The sequence below is a fragment of the Acetobacter papayae genome, assembly GCF_047721125.1.
In the GTDB taxonomy this organism is placed as follows: domain Bacteria; phylum Pseudomonadota; class Alphaproteobacteria; order Acetobacterales; family Acetobacteraceae; genus Acetobacter; species Acetobacter papayae.
This window is the reverse complement of sequence record NZ_JBDNWF010000051.1, coordinates 1-13,903: the sequence shown is the minus strand read 5'-3', so window position 1 is coordinate 13,903 and position 13,903 is coordinate 1. Positions and strand designations below refer to the sequence as shown.

Genomic DNA, 13,903 nt, shown 5'->3' with positions numbered 1-13,903 from the left:
AGCCCCTACCCTGCCCACACCCGCGCCGCCTGTGCTCCCGCGCACCACAGGCGTTATTATTCCCGCTCTCAAAGCGCTGGTTTTTCTGCCTACCCCTGAAGCACTCCGGGCTTCCGGCCTGCCTGCGGGCACGGCAGGTGTGCAGTGCGCGGGCCTGCCCCTGCTTGCACAGTCAGGCTTCAGCCGCACAATGCGCGCTTATCTGGGCAAAAGCCTGCGGCTGGCTGACCTGAATACCATCGCCCGGACCACCAGCGCCTTTTACCGCGCGCATGGGCACCCTTTTGTATATGTCACCATTCCGCCGCAGAACATCAGCACCGGCGTGGTGCAGGTTATCGTCACGGAATACCGGCTTGGCACCATGACCATCAGCGGCAACCGCTGGTTTTCCACCGGCCTGCTCCAGCGCGAAAGCGGGTTGAAACCGGGTGAAGCTCTGGTTCTGTCGCACGTGCAGGCCGGGCTGGACAGGCTGAACGCAAACCCGTTCCGCACGGTCAATGCCGTGTTCTCTCCCGGTCAGACACGGGGCACAACCGATGTCACCCTCCACGCAAATGACCGCCTGCCTGTGCATGTTTACGGGTCGTTCGATACCGTGGGCGCGCCCGCACTGGGCCGGGGAGAGCTGGCCATTGGCGGCACATGGGGCAATGTTGCGGGCATAGGGCATATTGTCTCCTACCAGTTCACTCACAGCATCAACGATCGCTACAGCGGCCACGCCATAAGCTGGCTCGCCCCCCTGCCATGGCATGACCGGATACAGGTTTTTGGCTCCTATACGCGCGAAATCCCCACCATTCAGGACAGCAGCGCCTATCTGCATGACACCGGGCACAGCGCGCAGGCCAGCATGCGCTATATCCATGACCTGCCCTCCATCACCTTCAGCCCCGACCTGCACCTGAGCGAAGACATACAGCTTGGCTTTGATTTCAAAACCACCAACAACACGCTTGAATTCGGTGGGTTGAGCGTTTTCAAAAACCGTGCGGAGGTCGATCAGTTTCCCATAATCTATAACGCCACTCTGGACGACCCTTACGGCAAGACCATTTTCCAAAACCAGCTTGTGCTCAGCCCCGGCGGGTTAAGTGGCGCCAACCACAAACTGAACTTCCAGACACTCGTACCCGGTTCAAGCGACCGTTATGTATATGACACCCTCAGCCTGAGCCGCACGACAGACCTGCCCGCCGGTTTTTCATGGGCCATGCAGGCTGTTGGCCAGTTGGCCAACACCAACCTGATGTATAATGACCAGCTCGGGCTGGGTGGTCTGTCTACCGCGCGCGGCTATTTTTCCGATAGTGCGCTGGGTAGCGAAGGCGTGAGCATTACCAACGAACTCTACGGCCCCAGTTTCAGTATCATGCAGTTTCTTATGCCCGGCAGGGCCGTGCAGGATACCGAGCAGCTCGGCGTGTTTTATGATTACGGGCATACAGCGCAGGTGCATGCCATGCCCAACGCCAATAACGAGGCCGATCTGGCCAGCGTCGGGCTGGACCTGCAAAGCAGCGTGGGGCGTTACGTCAATCTGGTTTTCAATATGGGGTGGCGCCTGCGCACGCTGGCCATCAGCCGGGAGGAAAGCGGTTATGGCAATAAAGGCGCTTACGGCAACATGGCCCTTACTATCGGCTTTTAAGCCGCCACTGTCTTACAGCCAGACTTCCTCATTATCCTCACAATACTGATCCATGCCAATCGCGCGGATACGTCTGATATCCGCATGAGGGGGCAGGCCAAGGAGCTTTTTATATTCGCGGTTGAACTGCGAGGGACTGTCATACCCGACATTAAAACCGGCCTCGGCCACGCGCTGGCCTTCATGCAACATCAGACGCCGGGCCTCCTGCACGCGCAGGCGCAGCCTGTACTGCACCGGGGTGAGATGCGTGGCATCATGAAAGCGCTGATAGAACTTGGACTGGCTCATGCCTGCACACTCAGACAGCACGGATATTTCAAAATTTTCCCTGAAATGCTGGCGTAAATACAAAATAGCACGATTGATACCGGATAGGTCGCTCCGGTAATTGGCAATTTCACATAAGGTACTGCCCTGCGCGCCATGCAGCATGCGGTAAATGATTTCCTGCTTGATACGGGGGGCCAGAAAGCTCCGGGCGGACGGCTCGGGCAGGCAGTTGAGCAACCGCCACACAGCATCGAGCAGATCTTGCGTAAGCGCGCTCAACCCCATGCCAAACCGGGGAGAAAGCGCGGTATCAGGAGGGCCGCCAATGGCTGAAATGATTTCGAAAATTTCAAGCGGTGAAAAAGAAAGGCACATGGCCAGATAAGGTCTCTCGGCCGATGCCTCAGTAATCATGCCCGAGACGGGAATATCGATGGTGGAGACCAGATACTGCGTTTCGTTATACACGTAGCGCCGGTCCAGAACCGAAATTTCCTTCTGGCCCTGTATAACAATATAAATGCGCGGCTCATACACGAACAGCACCGGGTCTGTTTTGCGGGTTGTTTTATAAAGCGTGAGAAAGTCGATCTCTGTCCTGTGGCTTTTTGTCTCGCACAGGCCAGTAAGTCTGGTCTGGATTTTTGACAGGATCGCTTTTCTTGACATGCCGAAATTATCCACTTTCAGGCCTGTTATGGAAAATAAGACAATTTTTATGGAAGATCATTCTACCTGTTCTGCCCGCTCCCAGTCCAGAAAAGACAGACATTACAAGGCTTTTCAGCCGGGTATGGCAGGGAGCCGGCCATAAGGGCGCAGGCTCTCCTTTTCTATAAAACAGCAATAACGGACAGAACAGACATGACAGAACACGTCGCCCTTGTAACAGGCGGAAGCCGTGGCATTGGAGCTGCTGTTGCAGAGCACCTTGCAGCTCAGGGTTTTGATATTGCCATCTCCTACGCCCGCAATGCGGCACGGGCAGAAGAACTGGCGGCCAAAATCCGCCAGATGGGCCGCCGTGTCCTGACAATTCAGGCTGACGGCGCCACCATTGAAGGCAACCGTAAAGTCGTGGCTGACACCGTGGCGCATTTCGGGCGGCTGGATGTGCTGGTCTGCAATGCGGGCACCTATCCACACAACACCATCGACAAAACCAGCATCGAAGACATCGAATACACGCTTAACCTCAACCTGCGCGCCATAATGGTCGAAACGCATGAGGCGGTTCAGCACATGCAAAAAGGTGGGCGCATCATTCTTATGGGCTCCGCCTTTGCCGGGCGCGCACCCTTTCCCGGCCTGTCGCTTTATACCGCCACCAAGGCGGGACTGCGCGGTTTTGCGCAGGGTGTGGCGCGCGATATCGGGCCGCGGGGTATCACCATCAACGTGATCGAGCCGGGGCCAATCGATACGGAAATGAACCCCGCCGATACGGAAGGGGCTGCGGCACTCGCCGGGTTTGTCGCCACGGGCTCCTACGGTGTGGTTGAGGATATTGCCCGTATGGCTGCTTTCCTCGCCAGCCCGGCTGCCAGCTACATCACAGGGGCGGCCATTGCCGTCGATGGCGGCCTGCTCGCCTGACCAGCCATGGATGCACGGCGGCCCCGCACAGGCGTGTAACAGGGCTGCCGGATCGCGGGGGTGTTTCTCCCCTACCCCTTTGGGGTCGGGAGCGGTTTTGCACCGTTTTTGGTGAATTCTTCCACCAGCAGGGCCGAAGCAAGGTGGAAGGCGCGCTTGGCATGGGAATAGGGAATCCACTGGCCCATCATGTTCCAAGGCATGCCGTTATTATAGGTTGCAATGGCCACAAGCGTCTCTCCGGTAGCGCCATCCACGGCTATCAGTTCCTCGCTCGCTCCACCCGGCGCGGGCGGGGGAATGGGCGGCATGCCGCCACCTGCCGCACCGGCGGCAAAACCGGCCACAACCGGTATGGCGTTATAATACCACTTGCTCCGGCGGATATTGGTAATGGCCGCGCGGATATGCACCGCCTCCGTGCAGGCCCCACACTCGGAGGCATCAACAACCCTGTAGATTTTACCAACCTGTTTTTTTATTTCCGTGTTAAAGGCATCGGTCATCCGGGTTTCAACTTCCGGCTTGAGATGCGGCGCCTTGGCAATAGGGTGCCACGCGACCGGATCAATCACCGCCAGCGTGTATCTTGAAGCATCAAGGCCCGGTTTTACATAAATATGGTCATCGACATGGCCTTTCTGCGGTGTCATCTCTCCATAGGTTTCCTCGGGCAGAAACCCTGAATGTGTGACTTTCTGGCCTGCGCAGCCCGTCATCATCAAAAGCGCCAGCACGCAACCGCCATGGCGCGCAGTCAAGCCGGAAATCCTGAGCATTATTGGAAATCTTTCTTTAAATTCCTGCACGCATGCAGGCTGGATTGGCCTATCCCGGCAGGCACGCTCCAGAAAACAGAACGTGCCGGGCATTATGAGCGCCCGCGCGCAGGCTGGAGGCAGGCAGGATCAGGCGTTTGCAGTACGGCAGACGACATGAGGGCGTAACGCCCCCATGACTTTATCGCGCAGCACAGGCAGCAAATGGGGTCTGCGGGCTGTCAGGCCGGGCATTATGGCTGCCTGCCAGTCCAGCATCGTCTGTCCCTCGACAGGGCTGATCACCAGCCGGGCCAGCATGCCCTCACCGGGATAAGGAATTCTGCTGACTGACACTTTCCCGAAACCGCTCAGGTCTTTCAGGTCGCGCACCCGCTGCGCGCGAATGGAGCCAAGCCCCCAGCCATCGTCCGACACATCAATGCACAGGCTGGCAGGGTTCGGGTTTGTAACCCGCACCGTAATCCGCCCCGAAGAGCGCTCATAAAAGCTGTGTGAAATCGCGTCGGAAACCATGACAGCAACCGCCATGCGGATCAGGTCTGGTGCCAGCGCCAGGCTGGCACTCTCCGCGACAACAAAAAGCGTGATCGCGACATCTGAATTGCGCACGCTGCTGATTGTCGCCTGACAGACCGATTTGACAAACTGCTCAAGCGACTGGCGCCCTACCGTCTGGCCCGGCGCGCTGCGGGCCGCGTGTAGCGATAGCCCGGCAGGACGCGATGGCACCATGCGGTAATACACACCTGACCGGCTGCCTGTCTGGAAGCATGATACGGAAGATAACGACATTGTTCCGCCCCTCGCGAAAAGAAAACCACTGATGCGAAAAGCCCCTTGCACAATAATAGGAACGGGCAACCGCATGAATGTGGTCTAGCGCATGGGAATGTCGGGAATATCTCGCTATTATGTCCGTGTTGAAATGTTGTGACGGCCTGTATTCATACCCGATACGGGCTATCACATCGCCTTACGGTGTCTCGTCATGCCGGGGCAGATCAACCCGCACTTCAAGGCCGCCTTCAGGGCGGTTGCGCACTGTAATGGTGCCGCCATGCGCCTGAACCGTGGCGAGAGCCGAGGTCAGGCCAAGCCCCACCCCCCCGGTTTCGCGGTTTCTTGAACTATCACCCCGGAAATAAGGCTCGAAAACACGCCCGATCAGGCTGTCTGGAATACCCGGCCCCGCATCATTTATGGCAATGGTGTAGTGCTCTGGCGTGCAGCTCAGAACAATGGAGGGCGGGGTAGCATATTTGACGGCGTTTTCAACAAGGTTGGTAAAGACCCGCTTGAGCGCGAACGGACGCCCCTGATAAATAACGCGGGCGGGACCGGAATACTCAATGATGATATTCTGATCGGCAAAATCATTGATGATCGTGCGCAGGATACCCGGCAGATCGAATGTCGTAATGTCCTCGCAACTCGCATCGTCACGGAAAAAAGACAGCGCGCCGTCAATCATGGCCTGCATTTCATCAACATCACGAAACAGCCGGGCCTGCTGCTCGGCATCTTCGATAAATTCGCCACGCAGGCGGATGCGCGTCAGCGGAGTGCGCAGGTCGTGAGAAATGGCCGCGAGCATGGTTGTACGGTCGGTAATGAATTTGCGTATCTGCGCCTGCATGGCGTTGATCGTACGCACAACCAGCCGCAACTCGCGCGGGCCGGTTTCCCTTATCGGCGGCGAGCTTGGTTTCATGCCTGAACGCCGCACACCTTCGGCAAGGGTTTCAATAGGGCGCGACATCTGCCGCGAGGCAATGAGCGACACCACAACAACCCATGCCACCAGTGCCACCAGCTCCAGTATCAGTCTTTCCGAGGTAAAAAAGCCCCAGCTTCGGATAAGAGCTGAGCATACAAGCCAGCTTCCATCATTAAGCTGAATCGCCAGAAAGGTAGCTTCAGGATATTTTTTGCTATCGATGTTAATACCGGGCGCTGCGGCAACCGGGTTTGCCACCGAAAACGCATTCAGGCGTATAGCCGTATCACCTATGAACGCCCCTATGATCTTTCGGCCCTGCCGCACCTCCTCGGGCTTGTACTGCGCATTTTCCAGCGCTTTGGCGGTGACACTCTGCGCTTCGAACCATGAAAACATGAATTTTTCGGTTGAAGCCACCTGTGTCAGCCGGGTGCGTGCCATTGGTGGGGCAACGCTAATCATGCGGCTTACAACGGCAACCTCCTGCAACAGTCCGGTCTGTTCAATATTGGGGGCCGCCCAGTACCCGCCAAAAGTGGACAACAACTGCAACAGCCCGACAGTCGTTGCCGCTGCCAGCGCAACGGTGGTAATGAGCCGCCGCGTTATGGTGTCCTCAAACCACGCCCGCCACTGTGTCACAGCCGTTTAACCGCAGGCGAGAACAGATACCCGCCATTGCGCACGGTGCGGATAACCGATGGATTTTTGGGGTCATCCTCCAGCTTGTGTCGCAGGCGGCTGATCTGCACATCAATACTACGGTCATACGCCGCATGGTTGCGCCCGCGCGCCAGATCAAGCAACTGGTCGCGCGTCAGCACACGCTGCGGGTGCTCGGCAAACGCCAGCAGCAGCTCGAACTCCCCACCGGACAGAAGCACAAGGGCATTGTCCTGCGCCCGTAACTCGCGTCGCGCGACATCCAGCCGCCAGCCTGAAAACGACAGGATAGGGCGTGTATCCGCGCCATCGGGCCTGTCTGCCTTCTCGGCAGTGCGGCGCAGCACGGCCTTGACGCGGGCCAGAAGTTCCCTCTGGTCGAACGGCTTTGTCAGGTAGTCATCCGCCCCGATTTCAAGCCCCACGATCCGGTCTGTATGTTCAGCCATGGCCGAGAGCATGATCACAGGTATGTTGGACGATGTCCTGAGCCTGCGGCACAGGCTGAATCCATCTTCATTACGCAGCATGATATCGAGAATAACGAGATCAATAGCGCCGGTTTCCAAAGCCGAAAACATGGCAACACCATCTTCCGCCACCGACACATCGTAAGCGTGTTTATCAAGAAACCGGGTGAGAAGGGAGAGAATGTCCCTGTCATCATCGACAATGAGAAGGTGAGGCATAACAGTCATGGCTCCACCATAACACAGCCTTTCGGCGTGCTGATTTCTCTAATGTAAGCGCAATATTTCAACATGGAAACATAACACCACCCAAGTGCCTGATCGCGGGCATATTTCATGATGGATATATTTGCGACATCACCCGGAAAGAAACACCCCCCCAGAAAGAGGGCATCGGGAAACCAGACGGCTTCCCGGACAGGCAGCGGCACAGGCCGGAGCCTTGCTTTTCCGAGGAGACAGACAATGCGCAGCAATATGGGGCATGGTGTTATCGCCACGCGCAAGACCCCACAAAACGATCATCCGCCTATTCTCTGGGTGCGGTTTTCTCTTTTCGCTCTCTGCATCATGGAGCCTTTCGGGGCTGTACATATCGGCGCGTATCTGTGGCGCAGTGCGCGCGCGCGTATCCGGGCCAGCCTTGCACGCAGCCAGAGCCGCACCACACTGGGCCACGCAGGCCATGACAGTATCCGGTTTCAATAACGCACCGAAAGCGAGGGCAGACCCCATGCCTGACAAAGCCCCTTTTGCGCCGCCCCCTGAACAGGCACACCCGGCAGGCGATCCGTTACACCACAGGCCCTATCACAGCATCGGCATATTACTACGTAGCGCCAATACTGCGCTGCACGTTATCCTGCCTTACTCCATATGGATAATTATCATATCCTATATAGTATTGTGTATTTCTATATCTTTACTCTACGGCCTGTAGTGCCTTGTGCCCGTGAATACCTGCGCACCATCCCTTGCTGAACACCCGGACCCTATCATGAAAATCCTGCATTCACTGCTGAAAAGCGTGGTCTGGTATGGCGTTGTGCTTTACCTGTTTATCGACAGTCGCAGGCGGCCAAAACCAGACACCGCAATAGATAACGGGCGGTCATCCCTTTCAGGAACAACCGCCGCACTCACCCGCGCTGACTGACGGCGCGCCCTAGCTCCGGCGCGCCGTTACCCCCTCGCGCACACGCTGGCCGATAGTCGCATCGATTTTCGTCCAGTATTCGAATACGCGCGACAGCACGGGCTCTTCCACGCCCTGCAACACATGCCCCACAATGTTATTGACCAGACGCGTGCGCGCCGCTTCATCCATAACGCGGTTGATCAGCACATTGGCCTGGCTGAAATCATCATCATCCGGGCGGAGCGTATAGGCTTCGCGCACGAATGCACCATCAGCCGACCAGACCGCATTTTCGGGAAAACGCTGCGGATCAGCCGTTGGCCCGCCTTTGGAATTGGGCACATAAACAGGGTCACGCGCCTCGCGCACGCGCATAGCCCCCCCTTTGACATAACCACGCACCGGGCATTGCGGTGCATTAACCGGGATCTGCTTATAATTGACGCCCAACCGCGCCCGGTGGGCATCCGCATAGGCAAAGGACCGCCCCAGCAGCATCTTGTCGGGCGAAAGGCCAGTGCCCGGCACAAAATTGTTCGGCTCAAAGGCAAGCTGTTCGATCTGGGTATGGAAATCCGTCGGGTTGCGGTCAAGCGTCAGCTTACCAACCTCAATGAGCGGATATTCCCCCTGCGGCCAAACCTTGGTCAGATCAAACGGGTTGATACGATAGGCTCTGGCCTCCTCATACGGCATGATCTGCATCTTGAGCGTCCAGCTCGGATATTCGCCCCTCTTGATCGCCTGATGCAGGTCGCGCCGGTGATAATCAGCATCTTCGCCCGCAATCCGGCCCGCCTGCTCCTGTGTCAGACACCGGATACCCTGATCGGTTTTGAAGTGATACTTCACCCAGAACCGATCACCCTCGGCATTTACCCACAGATAAGTATGGCTGGAAAAACCATCCATATGCCGCCAGCTTGCAGGAATACCCCTGTCCCCCATCAGCCATGTGACCTGATGGGCGGTTTCGGGGCTGAGTGTCCAGAAATCCCACTGCATGTCGTTGTCACGCAGGCCGTTATCGACACGGCGTTTCTGCGAGTGAATGAAATGCTGGAACTTCAGCGGATCACGGATAAAGAAGATTGGCGTGTTATTGCCAACCATGTCGAAATTACCGTCTTCGGTATAGAACTTCAGCGCAAAGCCACGCGGGTCGCGCCATGTGTCCGGGCTACCGGCCTCACCCGCCACGGTGGAAAACCGCGCCGCGACTTCGGTTTTCACACCCGGTTGCAGAAACTTCGCCGCCGTATAGCGGCTGACATCCTGCGTGGTTTCGAAAGTTCCAAACGCCCCGCTACCCTTGGCATGCGGCTGGCGGTCAGGAATCATTTCACGGTTGAAGGCGGCCATCTGCTCGATCAGGTAGTGATCATGCAAAAGAATCGGGCCATCAGCCCCAACGCTGAGAGAATGCTCATCGCTGGAAACCGGAATGCCGGACTCCGTTGTTTGCGTCCAACCCTGCTGGTCAGCCGTTTTTTCACTCATGATACCTCGTTCCCCCCCATGATTATGCTGCATCATGAGAGAAACGCTTTAACGGCTTTTTCTGTTCCCGCGAGCTGGCACACGTTTTTGCCAGCCCGCAGGACTGTACTTATGCCCTTTCAAGATCCGCGCGGGTAAAATCAACATCGCGCTCCATGCCATCCAGAACAACCCAGCTCTTGCGCGGCGTGGCACTGGCAATAACCGCCCCACGGCGAATGACATAAAGGCGTTCTGCCCGCAGCCTTATGGCCTCGGCCTCATCAGCCGCCTGCAGCACCACAAGGCTGGCCTCGGCCCCCGGACTGATCCCGTAATGCTCAAGGCCTAGAATACGGGCTGGCTCGGTCGTTACTGCCTGAAAACACGCTTTTATCTCGTGCTGGCCGGTCATCTGGGCAACATGCAGGCCCATGCTGGCGACCTCAAGCATATCGTGGCTGCCAAGCCCGTACCACGGGTCCATAACGCAGTCATGGCCAAATGCTACGGCAATACCCGCCTCCTGCAACTCCTTAACCCGGAGCAGGCCACGCCGCTTGGGGTAGGTATCGTGCCGGCCTTGCAGGGTGATGTTAACAAGCGGATTGGCAATGGCCCCTATCCCTGCCTCCGCCATGAGCGGAATGAGCTTGCTGACATAGTAATTGTCCATCGAGTGCATGGATGTCAGATGCGACCCGGCAACACGCCCCTGCAAGCCAAGCCGGACTGTTTCCGCCGTGAGCGTTTCGATATGGCGTGAGTTCGGATCATCCACCTCATCGCAATGCATATCAACCCGCAGGCCCCTATCGGCTGCCAGACGCATAAGCTGCCGGATACTCTGCGTGCCGTCCTCGTAAGTCCGCTCAAAATGCGGAATGCCGCCAATAACATCCACGCCCATATCCAGCGCACGCAGCAGATTACGCTGGGCATTGGGGGACCGCAGAAAGCCATCCTGTGGAAAGGCAACAAGCTGGATATCAAGCCAGGGCTTCATGTCCTCGCGCAACTGGGTGAGGGCCTGCACGCCCAGCAGCCTGTCATCGCAGATATCAACATGCGAGCGGATCATGAGCGTGCCACGGGCAATGGACCACAGGCAGAGCTTTTTGGCGTAATCGTAAATGGACTGCGTGCTCAGTTCTGGCCGGAGTTCACCCCAAAGGGCAATCCCTTCAAGCAACGTGCCGGTTTCATTAGGGCGTGGTTGCCCGGCGCGCAGGGCGTAATCCATGTGCATATGGGCATCAACAAAAGGAGGCGTGACAAGGCAGCCCGTCACATCAATCTCCTCAAGGGCCTCTCCCTCAAGGCCGGGCGATACCGCAGCAATCCGCCCATGCGCTATCCCGATATCGACACCACGCTGCCCACCCGGCAGCGTTGCTCCCCGCAACAGCAGATCAAACATTATAAACCCTCGTTTTCAGAAAAATGACCGTGTTCGGGAAAAGTCTATGCCGTGGCGGCTGTATTCACGCGCCCCCTGGCCAACACCCAGTAAATCAGGCCTGCGGACAGAATGCCGGTTTCAAAACCCAGATCACCCCACCCCAGAGCATGCGTCATCAACGGGCTTGCGAATGTTTCAGAGTTTGAAAAAACGACGGAAAAACCGATACCCATAAGAAAAGCAATCATACCGGGCCAGAATATACCCTGCTGATACCAGTAAAGCCCCCCGCGCCACTGCATGATAGCAGCCGGGCTGTAGCGGCCGCCGCGCAGGAAGTAATCAACAATCATGATTGCTGCCCAAGGGCCAGTCCAGAATACCATTGCGTTCAGGAAATTCTGATAGACATTGAAAAAATCGCCTGAATAAACAACAGCAATCCGCATGCAGATTGTAAACAGGGTAATAACTGCCAGCGAGGCAATACGGCTCAACGGCAGGCGCAGAGCCAGCAGCCCCAGACTGGCCGTATAACCATTGGGCACATTGGCCGCCACACCACCAAAAATAACCGCCACCAATAGCGGTACGACAAACCATGTGGGCACAAAATGACCGAGCTGGCTCACAGGATCATTTCCCAGGCTGCCACCCACCGCAACCGCGAGAAAAAGCCCTATAACCTCGCACAGCCCAAGCGCTGCAAACTGCCCCAAACCCGCAGCAAGCGCGATGCGCTTCCAGCTCATGGATTCAGGAAAATAGCGGCTGTAATCAGAGGCAAAATTGGTCCAGCCAATAGGGTACGAAGCCACAACACCCAGAGCAAGCAGCCACGCGCTGAACGATCCCTGCTGCTGATTGACTGTAGAAAGTGCATGCAGGGAAACATGCGGCACAACAAAACAGGCCAGCCCTACAAACAACAGGCCCAGCACAACAGCACTGACACCCTCTGCCGCAATAATGGTCGCATGGCCGTAAACCGCAATGGCCACTTCCGCCACCAGCACCAGAACCAGAGCCAGCCATTCATAAGCTGAACCACTCAGCCCCACGATTCTGAACAGTTCCTCAAGCGCCTGTGTGGCAATAATCGAATTGATTGAAAACCAGCTCAACGCGGAAACAACACTCACCGCCTTGGGAAGCATGGCCCCCAGTTGGCCAAAGGCCGCGCCCGCGCTCATCATGCTGGAAGTGCCTGTTTTCGGCCCGTGGAGCGAGGTCAGCCCCACCATGGTGCAGCCGATCAGGTTTCCTATGACAATCGCCCATAGCGCCTGAAAAAAAGTAACGCCCATAGCAAGCGTGAAAGCCCCGGTGACAATGACAACATAATTGACATTGGCCCCAACCCACAGCCTGAACAGTTCAAAAGCCGAGCCATGCCGCTCAGCCTGGGGGATAGGTTCAATCCCGTGGCGCTCGATCGAACCGATCTTGTCGGTCGTGTCAGTCAAGGCGGTTATTATGCGGGTCACCACACGACCTTTCATTTTGATATCAAAATATTATATGCCCTGCACAAACAAGAACCGTGCCCGATATGCCCGGAACCCGTATTGTTCATTCAGCAGAGAAGAAAGGGTGAAAGTCACCCGTTAATGTTGAGTTATATTCACCAGTAATTTATTGTCAAAAGACAAAAATTCACTATCATAATGAAATTAATTCATCATCAGGATTAGCAATGCGAGCCCTGCCGCTTAATGCGCTTCGCGTGTTCGACGCTGTTTTCCGGCACAGAAGCTTCCATGCTGCCGCCACGGAACTGAACGTCACACCCTCAGCCATCAGCCACCAGATTCGCGCACTCGAAGACTGGCTGGGCTTGCGCCTGATCGAGCGCAACAACAAACATCTGAAGTTCGATGCCGATGCCGTTGCTCTAGCCAGCACGGTGCATCTTGCATTTTCTGATATCGCCACGGCATGTGAGGCCCTGCGCGCCAGAACCGTAAAACCACAACTGAGGGTAGCCGTTATTCCCTCTGTGGCTATCTGCTGGCTAATCCCCCGCCTGCAGGCATTCCGCAATCAGTCGCCCAACATAGAACTCAAGATTATGTATGCGATTTTTGGGCAGGAACTGCATTTTGACGAAATAGATCTAGCTATCGTCTATGCTCAGAAACCGCCTGTTATCCAGGATTTTGAAACAGTCACATTCCTGTCTGCCGCCAGTGTGCCTGTATGCAGCCAGAGCTTCGTGCAGAACCTGCCAGATCCATCTAGCCTGCAAGGTGTTACCCAAACCATGCTTTTGCATGACACTGACACATCCGGCTGGAAAGAATGGCTCGGCAAAACCTACCCCGAAACAACGACTGATAATGCAGAAATCGTTTTCGAAGACTTCAACCTGCTCCGTGTCGCAACACTAGCCGGTCAGGGCATAGCCCTATGCCCGCCCGATCTCATTCAGGATGATCTCCAGAACGGCCGTCTTATAAAATTATCGGACCGCGTGGTTAATACGGATTTCGATTACTTTATCGTCTATCGAAAAGGCTCCGACACCGCGCCATCAGTTACATTTTTCAAATGGCTCATGCAGATGTCACAGCAACCGGCCTGAGTGTTCAGGTAAGGTGCCTGAGTGCTGAGTTCATGGGATTCAGAAGACAATATTCAGCGAAATACTGGCTTTCAGCTCCGCTGCTTCTGTAACCATGCTGTTTTCGGAAAAACTGAGGTGAATCGCAACGGCCTACAAG

General features: G+C 56.3%; 13 protein-coding genes. 5 read left to right on the top strand and 8 right to left on the bottom strand.

The features are described 5' to 3' along the window. On the top strand, window positions 1–1,657 hold a 1,657-nt coding region (locus ABF757_RS11625; RefSeq protein ID WP_415482489.1), incomplete at its 5' end, for a ShlB/FhaC/HecB family hemolysin secretion/activation protein. Window positions 1,658–1,669: 12 nt separating this feature from the next. On the opposite strand, the gene ABF757_RS11620 is transcribed toward ABF757_RS11625, so the two are convergent. After that, window positions 1,670–2,599: an AraC family transcriptional regulator gene (locus ABF757_RS11620; protein WP_415482487.1), complete on the bottom strand. Its 930-nt coding sequence runs from the start codon at window positions 2,597–2,599 to the stop codon at window positions 1,670–1,672. A gap of 195 nt (window positions 2,600–2,794) precedes the next feature. Here ABF757_RS11620 and ABF757_RS11615 point away from each other — a divergent pair, with 195 nt between their 5' ends. Beyond that, on the top strand, window positions 2,795–3,526 hold the full coding sequence (locus ABF757_RS11615) for an SDR family NAD(P)-dependent oxidoreductase (protein ID WP_415482486.1): 732 nt from the start codon (window positions 2,795–2,797) through the stop codon (window positions 3,524–3,526). Window positions 3,527–3,597: 71 nt separating this feature from the next. Here the strand turns inward: ABF757_RS11615 and ABF757_RS11610 are convergent, their stop codons facing one another. The 4 genes from ABF757_RS11610 to ABF757_RS11595 all read right to left on the bottom strand — a co-directional run bounded on the left by ABF757_RS11610 (window position 3,598) and on the right by ABF757_RS11595 (window position 7,389). Further along, a complete protein-coding gene (locus tag ABF757_RS11610) occupies window positions 3,598–4,305 on the bottom strand; it encodes a DUF3313 family protein (protein WP_415482485.1) in 708 nt (235 codons plus the stop codon). Window positions 4,306–4,434: 129 nt separating this feature from the next. After that, on the bottom strand, window positions 4,435–5,100 hold the full coding sequence (locus ABF757_RS11605) for an ATP-binding protein (protein ID WP_415482484.1): 666 nt from the start codon (window positions 5,098–5,100) through the stop codon (window positions 4,435–4,437). A gap of 181 nt (window positions 5,101–5,281) precedes the next feature. Then, complete coding sequence (locus ABF757_RS11600; RefSeq protein WP_415482483.1) at window positions 5,282–6,670, bottom strand: ATP-binding protein; 1,389 nt, start codon at window positions 6,668–6,670, stop codon at window positions 5,282–5,284. Further along, entirely contained in the window at window positions 6,667–7,389 is a 723-nt protein-coding gene (locus ABF757_RS11595) for a response regulator (RefSeq protein WP_415482482.1), read from the bottom strand. The genes ABF757_RS11600 and ABF757_RS11595 overlap by 4 nt, the downstream gene beginning before the upstream one ends. Before the next feature lie 237 nt (window positions 7,390–7,626). Between ABF757_RS11595 and ABF757_RS11590 the strand changes: the two genes are divergently transcribed. After that, entirely contained in the window at window positions 7,627–7,869 is a 243-nt protein-coding gene (locus ABF757_RS11590) for a hypothetical protein (RefSeq protein WP_415482481.1), read from the top strand. A 289-nt stretch (window positions 7,870–8,158) separates the two neighbouring features. Next, on the top strand, window positions 8,159–8,317 hold the full coding sequence (locus ABF757_RS11585) for a hypothetical protein (protein WP_415482480.1): 159 nt from the start codon (window positions 8,159–8,161) through the stop codon (window positions 8,315–8,317). 9 nt (window positions 8,318–8,326) lie between these two features. On the opposite strand, the gene ABF757_RS11580 is transcribed toward ABF757_RS11585, so the two are convergent. From ABF757_RS11580 to ABF757_RS11570, 3 genes are all read right to left on the bottom strand, one after another. Beyond that, complete coding sequence (locus ABF757_RS11580) at window positions 8,327–9,799, bottom strand: catalase (protein WP_415482478.1); 1,473 nt, start codon at window positions 9,797–9,799, stop codon at window positions 8,327–8,329. 109 nt (window positions 9,800–9,908) lie between these two features. Continuing rightward, on the bottom strand, window positions 9,909–11,198 hold the full coding sequence (locus tag ABF757_RS11575) for an amidohydrolase family protein (protein WP_415482477.1): 1,290 nt from the start codon (window positions 11,196–11,198) through the stop codon (window positions 9,909–9,911). 44 nt (window positions 11,199–11,242) lie between these two features. Then, window positions 11,243–12,646, bottom strand: coding sequence for a purine-cytosine permease family protein (locus ABF757_RS11570; RefSeq protein ID WP_415482476.1), 1,404 nt, complete (start codon window positions 12,644–12,646; stop codon window positions 11,243–11,245). Between the two features lie 230 nt (window positions 12,647–12,876). On the opposite strand from ABF757_RS11570, the gene ABF757_RS11565 reads away from it, so the two are divergent. Then, window positions 12,877–13,764, top strand: a complete 888-nt coding sequence (locus ABF757_RS11565; protein ID WP_415482475.1) for a LysR substrate-binding domain-containing protein — start codon at window positions 12,877–12,879, stop codon at window positions 13,762–13,764. The last annotated feature ends 139 nt before the right edge of the window (window positions 13,765–13,903 follow it).

Bases quoted from the DNA above. Each gene is read 5' to 3' on its own strand.
- ABF757_RS11620 (WP_415482487.1), bottom strand. From the start codon at position 2,599: ATGTCAAGAAAAGCGATCCTGTCAAAAATCCAGACCAGACTTACTGGC.
- ABF757_RS11615 (WP_415482486.1), top strand. From the start codon at position 2,795: ATGACAGAACACGTCGCCCTTGTAACAGGCGGAAGCCGTGGCATTGGA.
- ABF757_RS11610 (WP_415482485.1), bottom strand. From the start codon at position 4,305: ATGCTCAGGATTTCCGGCTTGACTGCGCGCCATGGCGGTTGCGTGCTG.
- ABF757_RS11605 (WP_415482484.1), bottom strand. From the start codon at position 5,100: ATGTCGTTATCTTCCGTATCATGCTTCCAGACAGGCAGCCGGTCAGGT.
- ABF757_RS11595 (WP_415482482.1), bottom strand. From the start codon at position 7,389: ATGACTGTTATGCCTCACCTTCTCATTGTCGATGATGACAGGGACATT.
- ABF757_RS11590 (WP_415482481.1), top strand. From the start codon at position 7,627: ATGCGCAGCAATATGGGGCATGGTGTTATCGCCACGCGCAAGACCCCA.
- ABF757_RS11585 (WP_415482480.1), top strand. From the start codon at position 8,159: ATGAAAATCCTGCATTCACTGCTGAAAAGCGTGGTCTGGTATGGCGTT.
- ABF757_RS11580 (WP_415482478.1), bottom strand. From the start codon at position 9,799: ATGAGTGAAAAAACGGCTGACCAGCAGGGTTGGACGCAAACAACGGAG.
- ABF757_RS11575 (WP_415482477.1), bottom strand. From the start codon at position 11,198: ATGTTTGATCTGCTGTTGCGGGGAGCAACGCTGCCGGGTGGGCAGCGT.
- ABF757_RS11565 (WP_415482475.1), top strand. From the start codon at position 12,877: ATGCGAGCCCTGCCGCTTAATGCGCTTCGCGTGTTCGACGCTGTTTTC.